This is a genomic window from Pseudomonas sp. 18173 (assembly GCF_050432945.1).
Lineage (GTDB): Bacteria > Pseudomonadota > Gammaproteobacteria > Pseudomonadales > Pseudomonadaceae > Aquipseudomonas.
Window position 1 is genome coordinate 28,080 of the sequence record NZ_JBKFTN010000013.1, and the last position, 19,012, is coordinate 47,091.

12 protein-coding genes are annotated in these 19,012 nt (G+C 61.4%); 6 read left to right on the plus strand and 6 right to left on the minus strand.

Annotation, left to right across the window (positions count from 1 at the left end; genetic code table 11):
• Nucleotides 1-156: 156 nt before the first annotated feature.
• The 4 genes from ligA to ACLD1X_RS15905 form a co-directional block, all read right to left on the minus strand.
• Entirely contained in the window at nt 157-2,514 is a 2,358-nt protein-coding gene (gene ligA, locus ACLD1X_RS15890) for an NAD-dependent DNA ligase LigA (RefSeq protein ID WP_429369193.1), read from the minus strand.
• A 91-nt stretch (nt 2,515-2,605) separates the two neighbouring features.
• Complete coding sequence (gene zipA / locus ACLD1X_RS15895) at nt 2,606-3,460, minus strand: cell division protein ZipA (protein WP_429369195.1); 855 nt, start codon at nt 3,458-3,460, stop codon at nt 2,606-2,608.
• Nucleotides 3,461-3,718: 258 nt separating this feature from the next.
• Nucleotides 3,719-7,207, minus strand: a complete 3,489-nt coding sequence (gene smc / locus ACLD1X_RS15900) for a chromosome segregation protein SMC (protein ID WP_429369197.1) — start codon at nt 7,205-7,207, stop codon at nt 3,719-3,721.
• Between the two features lie 2 nt (nt 7,208-7,209).
• On the minus strand, nt 7,210-7,869 hold the full coding sequence (locus tag ACLD1X_RS15905; RefSeq protein ID WP_429369199.1) for a GntR family transcriptional regulator: 660 nt from the start codon (nt 7,867-7,869) through the stop codon (nt 7,210-7,212).
• A 276-nt stretch (nt 7,870-8,145) separates the two neighbouring features.
• Between ACLD1X_RS15905 and xdhA the strand changes: the two genes are divergently transcribed.
• The 4 genes from xdhA (at nt 8,146) to guaD (ending at nt 14,264) form a co-directional block, all read left to right on the plus strand.
• Nucleotides 8,146-9,600 (plus strand): xanthine dehydrogenase small subunit, encoded by a 1,455-nt coding sequence (gene xdhA, locus ACLD1X_RS15910; RefSeq protein WP_429369201.1) that lies wholly within the window; start codon nt 8,146-8,148, stop codon nt 9,598-9,600.
• Nucleotides 9,593-11,992, plus strand: coding sequence for a xanthine dehydrogenase molybdopterin binding subunit (gene xdhB, locus ACLD1X_RS15915; protein ID WP_429369203.1), 2,400 nt, complete (start codon nt 9,593-9,595; stop codon nt 11,990-11,992). Before xdhA ends, xdhB begins: the two co-directional genes overlap by 8 nt.
• Nucleotides 11,993-12,108: 116 nt before the next feature.
• Nucleotides 12,109-12,951 (plus strand): xanthine dehydrogenase accessory protein XdhC, encoded by an 843-nt coding sequence (gene xdhC, locus ACLD1X_RS15920; protein WP_085716804.1) that lies wholly within the window; start codon nt 12,109-12,111, stop codon nt 12,949-12,951.
• Nucleotides 12,952-12,959: 8 nt separating this feature from the next.
• A complete protein-coding gene (guaD, locus tag ACLD1X_RS15925; RefSeq protein ID WP_429369205.1) occupies nt 12,960-14,264 on the plus strand; it encodes a guanine deaminase in 1,305 nt (434 codons plus the stop codon).
• Between the two features lie 181 nt (nt 14,265-14,445).
• Here the strand turns inward: guaD and ACLD1X_RS15930 are convergent, their stop codons facing one another.
• A complete protein-coding gene (locus ACLD1X_RS15930) occupies nt 14,446-15,210 on the minus strand; it encodes a GntR family transcriptional regulator (RefSeq protein WP_007971481.1) in 765 nt (254 codons plus the stop codon).
• 343 nt (nt 15,211-15,553) lie between these two features.
• Between ACLD1X_RS15930 and ACLD1X_RS15935 the strand changes: the two genes are divergently transcribed.
• The gene (locus ACLD1X_RS15935; protein WP_429369208.1) at nt 15,554-16,768 is read left to right on the plus strand and encodes a benzoate/H(+) symporter BenE family transporter; all 1,215 of its coding nucleotides are present in this window, start codon (nt 15,554-15,556) and stop codon (nt 16,766-16,768) included.
• A 113-nt stretch (nt 16,769-16,881) separates the two neighbouring features.
• Here ACLD1X_RS15935 and ACLD1X_RS15940 read toward each other — a convergent pair whose 3' ends face one another.
• On the minus strand, nt 16,882-17,226 hold the full coding sequence (locus ACLD1X_RS15940) for a YggL family protein (protein ID WP_007971486.1): 345 nt from the start codon (nt 17,224-17,226) through the stop codon (nt 16,882-16,884).
• A 234-nt stretch (nt 17,227-17,460) separates the two neighbouring features.
• Here ACLD1X_RS15940 and dacB point away from each other — a divergent pair, with 234 nt between their 5' ends.
• The gene (dacB, locus tag ACLD1X_RS15945) at nt 17,461-18,921 is read left to right on the plus strand and encodes a D-alanyl-D-alanine carboxypeptidase/D-alanyl-D-alanine endopeptidase (RefSeq protein WP_429369210.1); all 1,461 of its coding nucleotides are present in this window, start codon (nt 17,461-17,463) and stop codon (nt 18,919-18,921) included.
• Nucleotides 18,922-19,012 lie beyond the last annotated feature (91 nt).

Genomic DNA, 19,012 nt, shown 5'->3' on the forward strand with positions numbered 1-19,012 from the left:
GGGAGCGAGCCTGCTCGCGAAGGCGGAGTGCCTGGCGATGTCGATGTTGGCTGTGCGGACCTCTTCGCGAGCAGGCTCGCTCCCACAATGGAACTGGGCGTTCCCGGCAGCTGTATCTGACCGAGATCGGCCGGGGGAGCGGGCTTGCGAATGGTGTCAGATCGAAATGCCGTGATCCTTCAGGAAACCGACAAACGCCTCCTCATCCAGCACCTTCAACCCCAGCTCATTGGCCTTGGTCAACTTGGAGCCCGCGCCCGGCCCGGCCACCACGCAATGGGTCTTGGCCGACACCGAGCCGGCGACCTTGGCCCCCAGGCTTTCGAGCTTGTCCTTGGCCACATCGCGGCTCATCAGCTCCAGGGAGCCGGTCAGCACCCAGGTCTGCCCGGCCAGTGGCAGGCCTTCGACGACCTTTTTCTCGCTCTGCCAGTGCATGCCGAAATCAAGCAATTGCTTCTCGGCCGCTTCGGCCAATTGGCGATTTTCTTCGAGCGCAAAGAACTCACGTACGGAGTTGGCTTGTTTCTCCGGCAGCGCCTGGCGCATGTCGAGCCAGTCAGCACCGATCACCGCCTGCAGCGTGCCGAACTTGTCCGCCAGCTTCTGCGCCCCGCCCGGCCCTACCGACGGAATGTGCAGTTTGTCGAGGAAACCACCCAATGTCGTACTGGCAGCAAACTCGGCGCCAAGCTCGCCCTGATCCTGAATCTGCAAACCATGCTTGAGCAAGTCGGCGATCACCTGCTGGTTATGCGCGTCCTCGAAGAAGCTGTGGATTTCGTACGCGACTTCCAGGCCAACATCCGGCAAGTACGTCAGCACTTGTGGCAAGGCCTGCTGCACTCGCTCCAGCGAACCCAGGGAGCGGGCCAGGACCTTGGCGGTCTCCTCGCCGACATCGGGTATGCCGAGCGCATAGATGAACCGCGCCAGACCCGGCTTCTTGCTGTCTTCGATGGCGCTGAGCAGGTTCTTGCTCGACAGCTCGGCAAAGCCTTCCAGATCGACGATCTGCTCGAACGTCAGGGCATACAGGTCGGCCGGCGAACTCACCAGGCCTTCGTCCACCAACTGCTCGACGCTCTTCTCGCCCAGGCCTTCGATGTCCATGGCGCGCCGGGACACGAAGTGAATGATTGCCTGCTTGAGTTGCGCGCCACAGGCCAGGCGGCCGACGCAGCGGTACACCGCGCCTTCGCTGACCGTCTCGCGGCCCTTGCTGCGCTTGATCAGTTGCGTGCGCTCGACATGGGAGCCGCACACCGGGCACTGCTCGGGAATCTGCACCGGCCGGGCGTTTTCCGGACGGCGCTCGATGACCACCTGTACCACTTGCGGAATCACGTCGCCCGCACGACGGATGATCACCGTGTCACCGATCATCAGGCCCAGGCGCGCCACTTCATCCATGTTGTGCAGCGTGGCGTTGGCCACCGTGACACCGGCGACCTTGACCGGTTTCAGACGCGCCACCGGCGTCACTGCACCGGTACGGCCAACCTGGAATTCCACATCGAGCAGTTCGGTGAGCTCTTCCATCGCCGGGAATTTGTGGGCGATGGCCCAACGCGGCTCACGGGCGCGAAAACCCAGTTCGCGCTGGGAGGCGATGCTGTTGACCTTGAACACCACGCCGTCGATTTCATAGGGCAGCGCGTTGCGCCGCTCACCGATGTCGCGGTAGTAATCCAGGCACTCGGCGATACCCTGCGCCAGTTTCAGCTCGTGGCTGATCGGCATGCCCCAGGCCTTGAGTTGCTGCAGATTGCCGATGTGCGTGTCGGCAATGTCCGCCGACACCTGGCCGATACCGTAGCAACAGAACTCCAGCGGACGATTGGCGGTGATCTTCGAATCCAGCTGGCGCAAACTGCCTGCCGCCGCGTTGCGCGGGTTGGCGAAGGTCTTGCCGCCGACTTCCAGCTGCGTGGCATTGAGCCGCTCGAAACCGGCCTTGGACATGAACACTTCGCCGCGCACTTCCAGGGTCGCCGGCCAGCCGGTACCGTGCAGCTTGAGCGGAATGTTGCGTACCGTGCGCACGTTGACGCTGATGTCTTCGCCAGTCGTTCCATCGCCGCGAGTCGCGCCGCGCACCAGAACGCCATCCTGATACAGCAGGCTGACGGCCAGGCCATCGAGCTTGGGCTCACAGCTGTATTCAACGGTGGCACCACCACCGAACAGGTCGCCCGCCGGCAAATCCAGGCCTTCGCTCACCCTGCGGTCGAACTCGCGCATGTCGGTTTCCTCGAAGGCGTTGCCAAGGCTGAGCATCGGCACTTCGTGACGCACCTGGGTAAACGCCGACAGCGCCGCGCTGCCCACTCGCTGGGTGGGCGAGTCGCTGGTGATCAGTTCGGGATTGGCCGCTTCCAGCGCCTTGAGCTCGCTGAACAAGCGGTCGTATTCGGCGTCCGGAATGCTCGGCTCGTCGAGCACGTGGTAGCGATAGTTGTGCTGATCCAACTCAGCGCGCAGCTCTAAAATGCGGTTCTTGGCGGCGGTCATGGGTGTTCTCTCATAAAGCAAAAGAGCAGCCGAGGCTGCTCAATCTGTTTTGCCGATTATCCCGCGCGCCGCGCGGGAGTAACCATTTCAATCAACGTTTCTGGGTCAATGCGCGGCGTTCGAATTCCACGATGCGCTGACGGTAGTGCTCGATCGTCTGGGCGGTCAGTACGCTGCGCTGGTCGTCCTTCAGTTCGCCGTTGAGCTCCTGGGACAGTTTACGCGCCGCGGCCACCATCACGTCGAAGGCTTGCTTCGGATGGCGAGGGCCTGGCAGACCGAGGAAGAAGCTCACCGCCGGAGTGCTGAAATGGTCGATGTCGTCCAGGTCGAATATGCCCGGCTTGACGGCGTTGGCCATCGAGAACAGGACTTCGCCGTTGCCCGCCATGCTTTCGTGACGGTGGAAAATATCCATCTCGCCGAAACGCAGGCCGCTTTCCAGGATGTTCTGCAACAGTGCCGGGCCCTTGAAGCCGGCAGGGTCGCGGCAGATCACGCTGATCACCAACACTTCTTCGGCTTGCGGCTGATCCTTGTCGGCGACCGATGGCGAGGATTTGGCTTCGGCCGGGAAATCGTCGTCGCGGCTACTGAAGCTCGGGCCACCATCCAGATCCAGGCTGAGGTTCATGTCGCCCTGGGAAGGCTCGCTGTGGCTACGCTTGCCGCGCTTGGAACCCGACTCGCGAGGCTCCCGGGCCGGCATGCTCACCGACGGCAGGTCCTGCTCGTCCAGTTGCGGCTCTTTATGGGTGTCCAGCACTCGTGGCGGGCCCAGCAGCTCGGCGCTGCTGTCCTCGTCCGGCAAGTTGGACAGATTTCGATCAAGACGGAACTTCAGTTTTCCCTTGCCGCCGCGCATACGGCGCCAGCCATCGAAAAGAATACCGGCAATGACAATTATGCCGATGACGATCAGCCACTCGCGCAGACCGATTTCCATGTAATCCCGTGCCTCTATAAAAAATGCTGAAAAATAAGGGGTTTACAACCTGTAAACCGCTTTAAAACGTGGCGCCAACTCTATGTTCTGACAGGCGTTTTGCCCACGTATACGAAAAATTGACATTAAACTAGCACGACCAAAGGCAACTTTACACCGTCTACCACGTTGGCTAGCGCGAATATGTCGATTGGCCAGCAAGTCGAAGCGTGGAAAAGAGTCCTACAAGCCATAAACACCCCTTCCTGCTGCCACGACTCAGGCGTCCACCATCGCCATCGCCTCCTCGACATCCACGGCCACCAGACGCGAACAACCGGGTTCGTGCATCGTCACACCCATCAGTTGCTCGGCCATTTCCATGGCGATCTTGTTGTGGGTGATATAGATGAACTGCACTGTCTGTGACATCTCTTTTACCAATCGCGCGTAGCGTCCAACGTTAGCGTCATCCAGTGGCGCGTCAACCTCATCGAGCATGCAGAACGGCGCCGGGTTCAACTTGAAGATCGCAAAAACCAGGGCCAATGCGGTCAGGGCTTTTTCGCCGCCGGAGAGCAAATGGATGGTGCTGTTCTTCTTCCCGGGCGGCTGCGCCATGATTGTTACCCCTGTATCGAGTAGATCTTCGCCCGTCAGTTCCAAATACGCGCGGCCTCCACCGAAAACTTTTGGGAAAAGCGCCTGTAAACCGCCATTGATCTGATCAAAGGTATCCTTGAAACGGTTGCGGGTTTCCTTGTCGATCTTGCGAATCACGTTCTCAAGGGTTTCAAGGGCTTCCACCAGATCGTCGTTCTGGGCATCCAGATAACGCTTGCGCTCCGATTGCTGCTGGTACTCATCGATGGCCGCGAGGTTGATCGCGCCCAGGCGCTGAATCCTCGCGGCGATGCGCTCGAGTTCTTCCTCGGCGTCTTTCTCGCTGGCCTCGGCAGTCAAGGTCGCGAGCACGCCGTGGAGATCGTAGCCGTCTTCCAGCAACTGGTCCTGCAAGGTCTTGCGGCGCACGGTCAGGGCTTGCCATTCCATACGCTGGGTTTCGAGCTGACCGCGAATCAACTGGGATTGTTGTTCGGCCTGGCTGCGGCGCTTCTCGGCGTCGCGCAACTCGCGGTCGGCGTCTTCGAGGGCGATCTGTGCGGTCTTGAGTTCCTCGTCGACGGTCATGCGTTTGTCGAGCAACTCCTCGAGCTTCAAACGCAGTTCTTCCAGTGGCGCTTCGCCCTCCTCCAGATTGAGGCTCAGTTGTTCGCGCTTTTCGGTCAGCCGCTCGGACTGCATCTCCAGCCGCTCCAGCGCCTGGCGCGTCGAATCATGCTGTGCCTTGAGCGAGCCCAAACGCACCGCCAACTGGTGCGCATGATCCTTGTGTTGCCGCGCCTCCTGACGTACCCGGTCCAGGCGCTCACGCAAGCTGTCGCGCTGCGCCAACAGCAGCTCGCGCTGCTCGGTGTCCAGCGCCATGCTGTCGAGGGCTTCCTGCAATTGCAGGCGCGCTTCACCGATGTTTTCGTGCTCCAGGGCGCGCTGCTCGTCCAGCTCGCTGAGCTCTTCGTCGAGGCGGGTACGGCGCAGGGTCAACTGTTCGGCCTTGGCTTTACCGGCCGACAACTGAGCCTTCAATTCACCTTGCTGACGCGCTTCGTCCTGCAGCAAGCGGCGCAAATGTTCGCGACCGTTTTCTTGCTGACGCTGCTGCGCCCTGAGATTCTGCAGCTGGGTTTCGAGGGTTTCGACAGCGGCTTCAAGCGTTTCGCGCTCAAGGCCCAGTTGCTGGATTTCCTGACCTCGGGCGAGCACGCCGCTTTCCGCTTCACTGGCCCGGCGCACACGCAGAAAATGCCGACCGACCCAGTAACCGTCACGGCTGATCAGGCTCTGCCCGGCAGCCAGTTGCCCGCGCAAGGCCAAGGCCTGTTCCAGGCTGTCGACCGGTTTGACCTGCCCCAGCCATGGCGACAGGTCGATCTGCGCCTCGACCTTGTCCAGCAAGCTGCCCGGCACTCGTACGCCATCGCTGGCCGGGCTGAGCAAACGCAGATCGCCCTGGGCAAAGCCCGACAGATCGAAATGGTTGAAATCGTCCACCAGCACCGCTTGCAGGTCGGCACCAAGCACGGTTTCCACCGCCAGTTCCCAACCGGCTTCAACCTTGAGGCCTTCGGCCAGGCGTGGACGATCCGCCAGGTGCTGTTCGCGCAGCCACTCGGCGGTGCCGGTGCCCGGGTCGAGCGCGGCTTGCTGCAAGGCTTCGAGCGAAGCCAGCCGACCGTTGAGCCGCTGCAAATCACCCTGGGCCTGCTGTTGCGCCGACAGAGCCTGCTGCAGCTCCTGACGCAATTGCTCAAGTTTTTCGACCTGCGCTTCTTCGCTGGTCTGCAAATCCTCGAGGGTCGCTTCGGATTCAGCGAGCTGCTCGCTGAGTTCCATGATCGCCGCGTCTTCCGGGTCCGCCGAGAGCAAGGCGCGCTCTTCGCCAAGACGCTTCTGCCGATCGGCCAGGCGCTCAAGGCTGGTTTCCAGCTGCTGGATCCGCGATTGCTGCACTTCGGCCTGACGGCGCGGCTCGGCGGCGGTGAGGTTGAACGTATCCCACTGCTCCTGCCAGCCATGCATGGTGGTTTCGGATTCTTCCAGCGCGGCGGCGGCCTCTTCGGCAGCGGCGCTGGTGACTTCCTGTTCCGGGGTGAGCATGTCCAGCTCTTCACCTAGGGTCAGCAGCAGCGTGCGGTCGTGGCCGAGGTGAGATTCGGTTTCCAGGCGCGCGCGCTCGGCCTCTTTCAGGTCGTCCTGCAATTGCCGCAGACGCTGCTGGCCATGCTGGATGCTCTGCTCGACCCGGGCAATGTCGCCGCCGACCGAGTAGAAGCGCCCTTGCACCAGATTGAAGCGTTCCGACAGGTCGTGATGCCCGTCACGCAGGCGCTCGATGCTCGCGTCGGCATTGCGCTGTTCGGCCACCAGGGCTTCGAAGGAAACTTCCTGGTTACCGATGATCGCTTCACGCTGGCCGACCTGATCGTTCAGCGCCTGCCAGCGCAGGGCCGACAGCTGGGCCTTGAGCTGGCGCTCCTCGCCCTTGAATTCCTGATACTTCTTGGCGGCCTCGGCCTGGCGGTGCAGGCGTTCGAGCTGACGCTCAAGCTCTTCACGCAGGTCGGTGAGGCGCTCAAGGTTTTCGTGGGTGCGGCGGATACGGTTTTCCGTCTCGCGCCGGCGCTCCTTGTACTTGGAGATGCCCGCGGCCTCTTCGATGAAGTTGCGCAAATCCTCGGGCTTGGACTCGATCAGCTTGGAGATCATCCCCTGCTCGATGATCGAGTAGCTGCGCGGACCAAGGCCGGTGCCGAGGAAGATGTCAGTGATGTCGCGGCGCCGGCATTTGGTGCCGTTGAGGTAATACGTAGTCTGGCTGTCGCGGGTCACCTTGCGGCGAATGGAAATTTCCGCGTAGGCAGCGTACTCGCCGAGCAGTGTCCCGTCGGAATTATCGAACACCAGTTCGATGCTGGCCTGGCTCACCGGCTTGCGGCTGGTGGAGCCGTTGAAGATGACGTCGGTCATCGACTCGCCGCGCAGGTTTTTCGCCGAACTTTCGCCCATCACCCAGCGCACGGCGTCGATGATGTTCGACTTGCCGCAGCCATTGGGCCCGACCACTGCCGCCATGTTACTGGGGAAGTTCACCGTGGTCGGGTCGACGAAGGACTTGAACCCCGCCAGCTTGATGCACTTTAAGCGCACGCTCAGGCGTCCGTCAGAGCGGAGATCACCAGATCGCAACTGCGCTGGGCGTAAGCCGTCAGCACCACGCGAATCTGCGCAAAGTCACGGGCAATCACGGCCGCGAGCAAGCGTTCGAACAGTTCCAGGAACTCGCTCATCGACGCCTTGCGCTGGTCCAGGGCAAGGAAATAGGCGCGACTCATGGCCGGCTGCAGGTTCTCGACGGTTTCCTGCAGGTACGGGTTGTTGGCAAACCCGTAGGTGGCACGCATCACGCTGAAACTGTCGTCGACGAAGGTGTGGATGTCCTGGCGCTCGTAGCTGGCGGTCAGGCGCTGCTGGATCTGCACGAACGGCGCCAGGTCAGCCTGGACTTTCCAGCCGCTGGCCACGGAGTTGGCCAGCAGGATGTACATCTCGCTCATCAGCGTGCACAGGCTCTGCACCTTGTGTGGCGTGAGCTCGGTGACATGGGCGCCACGTCGCGGCAGGATCGCGATCAGGTGCCGACGCTCGAGGATCAGCAAGGCCTCGCGGACCGAACCACGGCTGACATTGAGGGCCAGCGTGACCTTCTGTTCCTGGATGCGCTCCCCGGGCTTCATTTCACCGCGAATGATGCGTTCGGCGAGGTGGTGAGCGATTTGCTCGGCGAGGCTGTCCGGCGCCTTGAACGTCATGGTTGTCCTTCAAACTCTTCGATCTGTACGAGCGGCGCAGTGTAGCGCAATTGCTGGCTCAGGGCGGAGTGCCCGCCCGGAGGTTTTTGGCACGATTCAAGCTAATTCAAGCAAAAAGGCAGGCTATCGAACCTACGACAATAATTAAGGAACAGGTGGTTGATCGACAAAATGCATTTTCCTGACCTTTAAGTCAGAAAATCATTGACCGAAAAGTCAGACCTGCTAAATTCGGTCCTATCGGTTAACAACAATAATGAGTCTGCGAGGCCTTCCGTGATCCAGTTTTTACTAAACCAGGAACTCCGTAGCGAGCACGCCCTGGACCCGAACCTGACCGTGCTCAATTATCTGCGCGACCATGTGGGCAAGCCCGGCACCAAAGAAGGCTGCGCCAGCGGTGACTGCGGTGCCTGCACCGTGGTGGTCGGCGAATTGCAGACGGATGATGACGGCCGCGAACACATTCGCTATCGCAGCCTCAACTCGTGCCTGACCTTCGTCTCGTCCCTGCACGGCAAACAACTGATCAGCGTTGAAGACCTCAAGCACAAGGGTCAACTGCACAGCGTGCAGAAGGCCATGGTCGAGTGCCATGGCTCGCAATGCGGCTTCTGTACCCCGGGTTTCGTGATGTCGCTGTTTGCCCTGCAAAAGAACAGCGATGCACCGGATCATGCCAAGGCCCACGAGGCACTGGCCGGCAACCTCTGCCGCTGCACCGGCTACCGCCCGATCCTGGAAGCCGCCGAGCAGTCCTGCTGCGGCAAGCAACCGGACCAGTTCGACGCCCGCGAGGCCGACACCATCGCGCGCCTGAAAGCCATTGCCCCTACCGATATCGGCGAGCTCAACAGCGGCGACAAACGCTGCCTGGTGCCGCTGACCGTGGCCGACCTGGCCGACCTCTACGACGCTTATCCACAGGCCCGCCTGCTGGCCGGCGGTACCGACCTGGCGCTGGAAGTCACGCAGTTCCACCGCACCCTGCCGGTGATGATCTACGTCGGCAACGTCGCCGAGATGAAACGCATCGAACGTTTTGACGATCGCCTGGAAATCGGCGCCGCCACGGCCCTTTCCGATTGCTACGAGGCCTTGAACGCCGAGTACCCGGACTTCGGTGAATTGCTGCACCGCTTCGCCTCCCTGCAGATCCGCAACCAGGGCACCCTCGGCGGCAACATCGGCAACGCCTCGCCGATTGGTGACTCGCCACCCCTGCTGATCGCCCTCGGCGCGCAAATCGTGCTGTGCAAAGGCGAAACCCGCCGCACCCTGGCGCTGGAAGATTACTTCATCGATTACCGCGTCACCGCGCGCCAGGAAAGCGAGTTCATCGAGAAGATCATCGTGCCGGGCGCCAGCGTCGAAAAACTGTTCCGCGCCTATAAGGTTTCCAAGCGCCTGGACGACGACATTTCCGCCGTGTGCGCCGCCTTCAACATCCGCCTGGAAAACGGCGTGGTGGCCGAGGCCCGCGTTGCCTTCGGCGGCATGGCCGCCATTCCGAAACGTGCCGCAGCCTGCGAAGCCGCATTGCTCGGTTCGCCGTTCAACAACGCGACTGTTGAACGCGCCTGCGCTGCCTTGGGCGAAGATTTCACGCCGCTCTCGGACTTCCGCGCCAGCAAGGAATATCGCCTGCTCAGCGCGCAAAACCTGCTGCGCAAATACTTCATCGAACTGCAAACACCGCACATCGAGACTCGGGTGACCGCTTATGTCTAATCATCACGCCGTAGAGAAGACCCAAGCCGAACTGGCTGAACTGTTCGCCAAGGACCTGACCACCGGTGTCGGCCGCAGCGTCAAGCACGACAGCGCCGCCAAGCATGTCGCCGGTGAAGCCCAGTACATCGACGATCGCCTGGAGTTTCCGAACCAGTTGCACGTCTATGCACGCATGTCGGACCGCGCCCATGCCCGCATCATCAGCATCGACACCGCGCCCTGCTACGCCTTCGAAGGCGTGCGCATCGCCATTACCCACGAAGACGTACCGGGCCTGAAAGACATCGGCCCATTGATGCCCGGCGACCCGTTGCTGGCCATCGACACGGTGCAGTTCGTCGGTCAGGTAGTGGTGGCCGTGGCCGCCCGCGACCTGGAGACCGCACGCAAGGCCGCCATGGCCGCCGTGATCGAATACGAAGACCTGGAACCAGTGCTGGACGTGGTCGAGGCCTATCGCAAAAAGCATTTCGTGCTGGACACCCACACCCATCAACGCGGTGATTCGACAGGGGCATTGGCGACCGCGAAAAACCGTATCCAGGGCACGCTGCACATCGGCGGCCAGGAGCACTTCTACCTCGAAACCCAGATCTCTTCGGTAATGCCCACCGAAGACGGCGGCATGATCGTCTACTGCTCCACGCAGAACCCCACCGAAGTGCAAAAACTGGTGGCTGAAGTGCTGGACGTGTCGATGAACAAGATCGTCGTCGACATGCGCCGCATGGGCGGCGGTTTCGGCGGCAAGGAAACCCAGGCCGCGAGCCCGGCCTGCCTGTGCGCGGTGATCGCGCACCTGACCGGCCAACCGACCAAGATGCGCCTGCCACGGGTCGAAGACATGCTGATGACCGGCAAGCGCCATCCGTTCTATGTCGAATACGACGTGGGCTTCGACGACAGCGGACGCCTGCATGGCATCCAGCTGGAACTGGCGGGTAACTGCGGCTGCTCGCCGGACCTGTCGAACTCGATTGTTGACCGTGCCATGTTCCACTCCGACAACTCGTACTACCTGGGCGACGCGACCATCAACGGTTATCGCTGCAAGACGAACACTGCGTCGAACACCGCCTACCGTGGTTTCGGCGGCCCGCAAGGCATGGTCGCCATCGAAGAAGTGATGGACGCGATTGCCCGGCATCTGAACCTCGACCCACTGGCAGTGCGCAAGGCCAACTACTACGGCAAGACCGAGCGCAACGTCACCCATTACTACCAGACGGTCGAGCACAACATGCTCGAAGAGATGACCGCCGAACTGGAAGAAAGCAGCCAGTACGCCGAGCGTCGCGAAGCCATCCGTCGATACAACGCCAACAGCCCGATCCTGAAAAAAGGCCTGGCGCTGACCCCGGTGAAATTCGGCATTTCCTTCACCGCCAGCTTCCTCAACCAGGCAGGCGCCCTGGTGCACGTCTACACCGACGGCAGCATCCACCTCAACCACGGCGGCACCGAAATGGGCCAGGGCCTGAACACCAAGGTCGCGCAGGTCGTGGCTGAAGTGTTCCAGGTGGAGATGGACCGCGTGCAGATCACCGCGACCAACACCGACAAGGTGCCGAACACCTCGCCCACCGCCGCCTCCAGTGGCGCCGACCTGAACGGCAAGGCCGCGCAGAACGCCGCGGAAACCATCAAGCAACGCCTGGTGGAATTCGCTGCCCGCCAATACAAGGTCAGCGAAGAGGACGTGGAATTCCACAACGGTCACGTGCGGGTTCGCGACCATATCCTGACCTTCGAAGCGCTGATCCAGCAGGCGTATTTCGCCCAGGTGTCGCTGTCGAGCACCGGGTTCTACAAGACCCCGAAAATCTACTACGACCGCAGCCAGGCCCGTGGCCGGCCGTTCTACTACTTCGCCTTTGGTGCGGCGTGCTGCGAAGTGCTGGTCGACACCCTGACCGGCGAATACAAGATGCTGCGCACCGACATCCTCCACGACGTCGGCGCCTCGCTGAACCCGGCCATCGACATCGGTCAGGTCGAGGGCGGTTTCATCCAGGGCATGGGTTGGCTGACCATGGAAGAGCTGGTGTGGAACAACAAGGGCAAGCTGATGACCAACGGCCCGGCCAGCTACAAGATCCCGGCCGTGGCAGACATGCCGCTGGACCTGCGGGTGAAGCTGGTGGAAAACCGCAAGAACCCCGAGGACACGGTGTTCCACTCCAAGGCCGTGGGCGAGCCGCCGTTCATGCTTGGCATCGCCTCGTGGTGTGCAATCAAGGACGCCGTGGCGAGCCTGGGCGATTACAAACATCAACCGAAAATCGATGCACCGGCGACCCCGGAGCGGGTGTTGTGGGGCTGTGAGCAGATGCGCCAGTTGAAGGCGGCGAAGGCTGTCGAGGCTGAGACCGAGCTGGCTTCGCTCTAGGACCGAGGCGCCGCCTTCGCGAGCAAGCCCGCTCCCACAGGGGAATGCATTCCAAATGTGGGAGCGGGCTTGCTCGCGAAGAGGCCCGAACAGACAACAACAATGTCGAGGTGAACATGTACAACTGGATCGACGCCCTCGCCGACCTGCAAAACCGGGGTGAGCCCTGCGTGCTGATAACCATCATCGAAGAGCTCGGGTCGACGCCGCGCAATGCCGGCTCGAAGATGGTCATCAGCGCGAACCAGGCCTTCGACACCATCGGTGGCGGACACCTGGAATACAAGGCCATGCAGATTGCCCGCGAGATGCTGGCCAGCGGCAAGCAGGACACCCATCTGGAGCGTTTCAGCCTCGGCGCCAGCCTCGGCCAATGCTGCGGTGGTGCCACGGTATTGCTGTTCGAACCGATGGGCCAGGTACAGGCGCAGATCGCCGTATTCGGTGCCGGCCACGTGGGTCGGGCGCTGGTGCCACTGTTGGCCAGCCTGCCTTGCCGGGTGCGCTGGATCGACTCGCGGGATGCGGAGTTTCCCGAGCAGATCCCCCATGGCGTGCGCAAGATCGTCAGCGAAGAACCGGTGGATGAAGTCGATGATCTCCCTGCCGGGAGCTATTGCATCGTGATGACCCACAACCATCAACTCGACCTCGAACTCACCGCCGCCATCCTCAAGCGCAACGACTTCGCCTACTTCGGCCTGATCGGCTCGAAGACCAAGCGCGTGAAGTTCGAACATCGCCTGCGCGACCGCGGCTTCGACACCAGCGTCGTGCAACGCATGCGCTGCCCGATGGGTATCGGCGAAGTCAAAGGCAAGTTGCCTGTGGAAATCGCCATCTCCATCGCCGGCGAAATCATCGCCACCTATAACGCGAATTTCGGTCAGCACACCGCCAGCACCGGATCGATTGCCAAATTGCTGCCTGCGTCACGCCGCAGCCAAGCCTCCAACTGAGAATTCTCATGCCTCTGACTCGCAAAGCCTACCGCGCCGCCATCCTGCACAGCATCACCGACCCTGCCGTAGTCGGCATCGAAGCCTCCTACGAGTACTTCGAAGACGGCTTGCTGGTTGTGGACAACGGCCAGATCAGCGCCCTCGGCCACGCCAGCGAACTGCTGCCAACCCTGGCCGCTGACGTCGAAATCACCCACTACCAGGACGCGCTGATCACTCCCGGCTTCATCGACACCCACATCCATTTGCCGCAAACCGGCATGGTTGGCGCCTACGGCGAGCAATTGCTGGACTGGCTCAACACCTACACCTTCCCGTGCGAAAGCCAGTTCGCCGACAAGGCCCATGCCGACGAAGTCGCGGACATTTTCATCAAGGAACTGCTGCGCAACGGCACCACCACCGCGCTGGTGTTCGGCAGCGTGCACCCGCAATCGGTGAATTCGTTCTTCGAAGCCGCCCAACAGCTGGACCTGCGCATGATCGCCGGCAAGGTGATGATGGACCGCAACGCGCCCGACTACCTGACCGACACCGCCGAATCCAGCTACGTGGAAAGCAAGGCGCTGATCGAGCGCTGGCACGGCAAGGGTCGCCTGCACTACGCCGTCACCCCGCGTTTCGCACCGACCAGCACCCCGGAGCAGCTCACCCTGGCCGGCCAGTTGCTGACCGAATACCCGGATCTGTACATGCAGACCCACATCAGCGAAAACCTCAAGGAAATCGAGTGGGTCAAGGAACTGTTCCCGGAGCGCAAAGGCTACCTGGACGTCTACGATCACTACCAGTTGCTCGGCGAGCGCTCGGTGTTCGCCCACGGCGTGCACCTGTGCGATGACGAGTGCGCACGACTGGCGGAAACCGGCTCGGCCATTTCGTTCTGCCCGACCTCGAACTTCTTCCTCGGTAGCGGCCTGTTCAACCTGCCGATGGCCGAAAAGCACAAGCTCAACGTCGGCATCGGCACCGATGTGGGCGGCGGTACCAGTTTCTCGCTGCTGCAAACCCTCAACGAAGCCTACAAGGTCATGCAACTGCAAGGCGCCCGCCTGAGCCCGTTCAAGTCGCTGTACCTGGCAACCCTCGGTGGCGCCCGTGCGCTGCGCCTGGAAGACAGGATCGGCAACCTGCAACCGGGCACCGACGCCGACTTCCTGGTACTGGACTACAACGCCACGCCGCTGCTGGGCTACCGCCTGAAACAGGCCAACAACATCGCCGAGACGTTGTTCGTGTTGATGACGCTGGGGGATGACCGGACGGTGCTGCAGACTTATGCGGCGGGGAATCTGGTGCATCAGCGGTAAGATTTGCCAGGCATAAAAAATCCCCCGGTGGTGTTCAGCCCCGGGGGATTTTTTGTGCCTGGCCGGCCGCCTTCGCGAGCAAGCCCGCTCCCACATTGGATCTTCTGTGGGCACAATATTTGTGTATGGCACAGATTCAATGTGGGAGCGGGCTTGCTCGCGAAGCAGGCGCTGCGGTTTATCAGATTTTCGCTGGCGAACGCCCTGGCTTCTTGGTCTGCAACAAATGCGAGAACACTGCATGCAGGTCATCAGAAGCACTTTCCTCGTCGAGGTTGAGCTTGCTGTCGATGTGATCCATGTGATGCATCATCAGGTTGACCGCCAGCTCTGCGTCGCGTTTCTCGATGGCGTCGATCAACTGGGTGTGCTCGTCGTAGGAGCAGTGGGAACGGTTGCCGCTTTCGTACTGGGCGATGATCAGCGAAGTCTGGGACACCAGGCTGCGCTGGAAGCTGATCAGCGGGGCGTTTTTCGCCGCTTCGGCCAGTTTCAGGTGGAATTCGCCCGACAGGCGGATGCCGGCACCACGGTCGCCACGGGAGAAGCTGTCGCGCTCGTCGTTGACCATCTGGCGCAATTCGGCGATCTGCTCGGCGGTGGCGTGCTGCACCGCCAATTCAGTGATCGCGCGCTCGACCAGACGCCGGGCCATGAACACCTGGCGCGCCTCTTCGACACTCGGGCTGGCGACGACGGCGCCGCGATTCGGACGCAGCAGCACCACACCTTCATGGGCCAGGCGCGACAAGGCGCGGCGAATGATGGTGCGGCTGACCCCGAAAATTTCCCCCAGCGCTTCTTCGCTCAACTTGGTGCCGGGCGCCAGACGCTGCTCGAGGATGGCCTCGAAGATATGCGCGTAGACAATATCGTCCTGGGTACCGCTGCGGCCGGCTTTGCCTGCTCGCGGTTGTTTCTTTAGGGGTTGCAACTGTTCGTTCATGGGCACTCGAGTCGGAAGAACTGCGGCGAATTGACGGTGACTGTAATACGGCACAGTGGGTCGCTGGCAAGTATCGCGTAAAAAACACTGCGATTGTACACAATGGATGGTGGCAACACGACTGTACGGCTGAATGTTGCCTCGGCTGTATCGCAACGCCTGGTTACTTTTGAGTTTAGGCTTGTTCGCAGAATCCGCCCTCCTGTGGGAGCGGGCTTGCTCGCGAATGCAGTCTGTCAGCAACATCAATGTCGACTGACACTCCCTCTTCGCGAGCAAGCCCGCTCCCACAAGGCTCTGCATCGCTGCGGACATTGTCATCTGTAAAAGGAACACCACCGTCATGAACGACGCCACTCACACGCAATTGCGCCCACTGGCCGATACCTCGGCCTCGGCCATCGTCGCCGGGTTCATCGCCATGATGACCGGCTACACCAGCTCCCTGGTGCTGATGTTTCAGGCCGGGCAAGCAGCGGGCCTGAGCAGCGGGCAGATTTCTTCGTGGATCTGGGCGATATCCATCGGCATGGCGGTGTGCTCCATTGGCCTGTCCCTGCGCTATCGCACGCCGGTCACCATTGCCTGGTCGACCCCCGGTGCCGCGCTGCTGATCACCAGCCTGGGCGGCGTGAGCTACGGTGAGGCCATTGGTGCCTATATTACCTGCGCGGTGCTGGTGACGATTTGCGGGCTGACCGGCAGCTTCGAACGGCTGGTGAAAAAAATCCCGGCATCCCTGGCCGCCGCCCTGCTGGCAGGGATCCTGTTCAAGATCGGCAGCGAGATTTTCGTCGCCGCGCAACACCGCACCGGCCTGGTATTGGGGATGTTTGTCACTTACCTGCTGGTCAAGCGCCTGTCGCCGCGCTATGCGGTGCTGGCGGCATTGCTGATCGGCACGGCCTTGTCAGGCTTCATGGGGCTGCTGGACTTTGGCGGTTTTCACCTGGAGGTGGCGACGCCGGTGTGGACCACGCCGCACTTCTCCCTGGCAGCAACGATCAGCATCGGCATCCCGCTGTTTGTCGTGGCCATGACGTCACAGAACATGCCCGGTATCGCCGTATTGCGCGCCGACGGGTACACGGTGCCAGCCTCGCCGCTGATCACCACCACCGGCATCGCCAGCTTGCTGTTGGCACCATTCGGCTCCCACGGGATCAACCTGGCGGCGATCAGCGCAGCGATCTGCACCGGACCGCACGCCCACGAGGATCGCAACAAGCGCTACACCGCCGCCGTCTGGTGCGGGATTTTCTACGGGATCGCCGGCGTGTTCGGGGCGACACTCGCCGCATTGTTTGCCGCGCTGCCCAAGGAACTGGTGCTGTCGATTGCCGCACTGGCGCTGTTTGGCTCGATCATCAACGGTTTGAGCATTGCCATGAGCGAAGTGAAGGAGCGTGAAGCGGCGCTGATCACCTTCATGGTCACAGCATCGGGATTGACTCTGTTTTCCATCGGCTCGGCGTTCTGGGGGATTGTCGCGGGGGTGGTGACGCTGGTAATCCTGAACTGTGGGAGCGAGCCTGCTCGCGATGGTCTTCAACGATAACGCTGGAAACCTGAGACCCCGCAGCGCTCTCAGGTTCATCGCGAGCAAGCTCGCTCCTACAAATAGCAGGCATAAAAAAACGGCGACCCTCGGGTCGCCGTTTTTTCAGAACATCAAGCTACCGGATTGATCGGCTTTTCCGGGTACCAGACGTCCAGCAGCGGGCTGACTTCAACGCTGGTCAGCTCGGTGCGGCCTTTGAGCCAGGCTTCAACGGCAGCGCGTTGTTCAGCGCTGACCGAGCCACGCTTCTGCAGGCAAACCAGACCGTAGTCGTCGCCGCCGACATAGCCCAGGCCGTTGGCTTCCATGGCTTCTTTGAGGAACGCATCGAGGAAAGCATCAATGGCTTCATCAGCCAAATCTTCTTTGAAATCCAGGTTCAGTTCGAAACCCAGCTCTTGAAATTCATCGACGCACAGTTTTTTGCGCAGACGCTGGGAACGGTTAGTCGCCATTGGAACAATCCTCTTAAGTAATAACGGGCGGCACTTTAGCAGTTTAAGCCGCCGATTGCCTGACTCTCTGGGCCACTATGCCTACCGTCGGTAAAAAAATAGCCTGTCAGACCGCCCGTGCACGGCACAAGTCGGGACACCTTGGGGCATAATGCCGACACTTTCATGACCATTGAGGGAATTTATCTTCATGCCCTCGCCTTATTTCCCCTCGACTGTAGGGTTTTATTTCAGATGATCAAATCTTTGCGTCCATTGCTGCTGGCCGGTTTTCTTCTCCCCCTGGCCCTCTCCGTTTCCGCAGCTCCGATCAACACTGCGTTGTCGCCCAACGTTGAAAAAGCCCTGAAGGCCAGCAAGTTGCAGGACAACGCCCTGTCGCTGGTGATGATCCCGCTCACCGGTCCCGGCACCCCGACGGTGTTCAACGCAGACGTCTCGGTCAACCCGGCGTCGACCATGAAACTGGTCACCACCTACGCGGCCCTGGAAATGCTCGGCCCGAACCACCAGTGGAAAACCGAGTTCTACACCGACGGTACTCTCAGTGGCGGCATCCTCAACGGCAACCTCTACCTCAAGGGTGGCGGCGATCCGAAGCTGAACATGGAAAAACTCTGGCTGCTGATGCGTGACCTGCGTGCCAACGGTGTCACCCAGGTCACTGGCGACCTGGTGCTGGATAAAACCTTCTTCGTGCAACCGCAACTGCCGGAGTTCAATGACGATGGCAACGACGAGAACAAGCCGTTCCTGGTCAAGCCCGACTCGCTGCTGGTCAACCTCAAGGCGCTGCGCTTCGTCGCACGCAATGACTCCGGCAAGGTACTGGTCTCGGTGGAGCCGCCGATTGCGAGCATCCGCATCGACAACCAGGTCAAGGCCCTCAATTCCAAGCAATGCACCGGTGGCGTGCGCTACAACCCGGTGGCACAGGCCGATGGCAGCGTGACAGTGACCGTCGGCGGTCAGTTGGGTGAAGGCTGCAGCTCGCAGACCTACCTGTCGTTGCTCGACCACGCGACCTACACCGCCGGCGCCGTCCGGGCGATCTGGAAGGAACTGGGTGGCAGCATCCAGGGCAAGGATGTGCTGGCGCCAACACCGAAGGACGCCAAGGTGCTGGCCCGGGCGTTCTCGCCGGACCTGGCGGAAGTCATCCGCGACATCAACAAATACAGCAACAACACCATGGCCCAGCAGTTGTTCCTGAGCCTTGGCCAACGCTTCCGCACCGATGCCGATGGTGACGACGCCAAGGCCGCCCAGCGTGTGGTGCGTCAGTGGCTGGCGAAAAAGGGCATCACCGCGCCGCACCTGGTGATGGAGAACGGCTCCGGCCTGTCCCGTGCCGAGCGCGTCAGCGCCCGGGAAATGGCCTCGATGCTCGAAGCGGCGTGGCACAGCCCGTATGCCGCCGAGTACATCAGTTCGATGCCGATTGCCGGCACCGACGGCACCATGCGCAAGCGCCTCAAGACCACTGCGATGCGCGGTGAAGCCCACGTCAAGACCGGCACCCTGAACACCGTGCGGGCGATTGCCGGTTTCAGTCGCGACGTCAACGGCAACACCTGGGCGGTGGTAGCGATCCTCAACGACAAGGCCCCGTTTGGCGCCTCTTCGGTGCTCGATCAGGTGCTGCTCGACCTGTACCGCCAACCGAAGGTGCCGCAGACGGCTTCGGTTCTGTAAAGCACCATATAACCCTGTGGGAGCGGGCTTGCTCGCGAAGACGGCGGCACATCCAACATCGATGTGACTGGCAAACCGCCTTCGCGAGCAA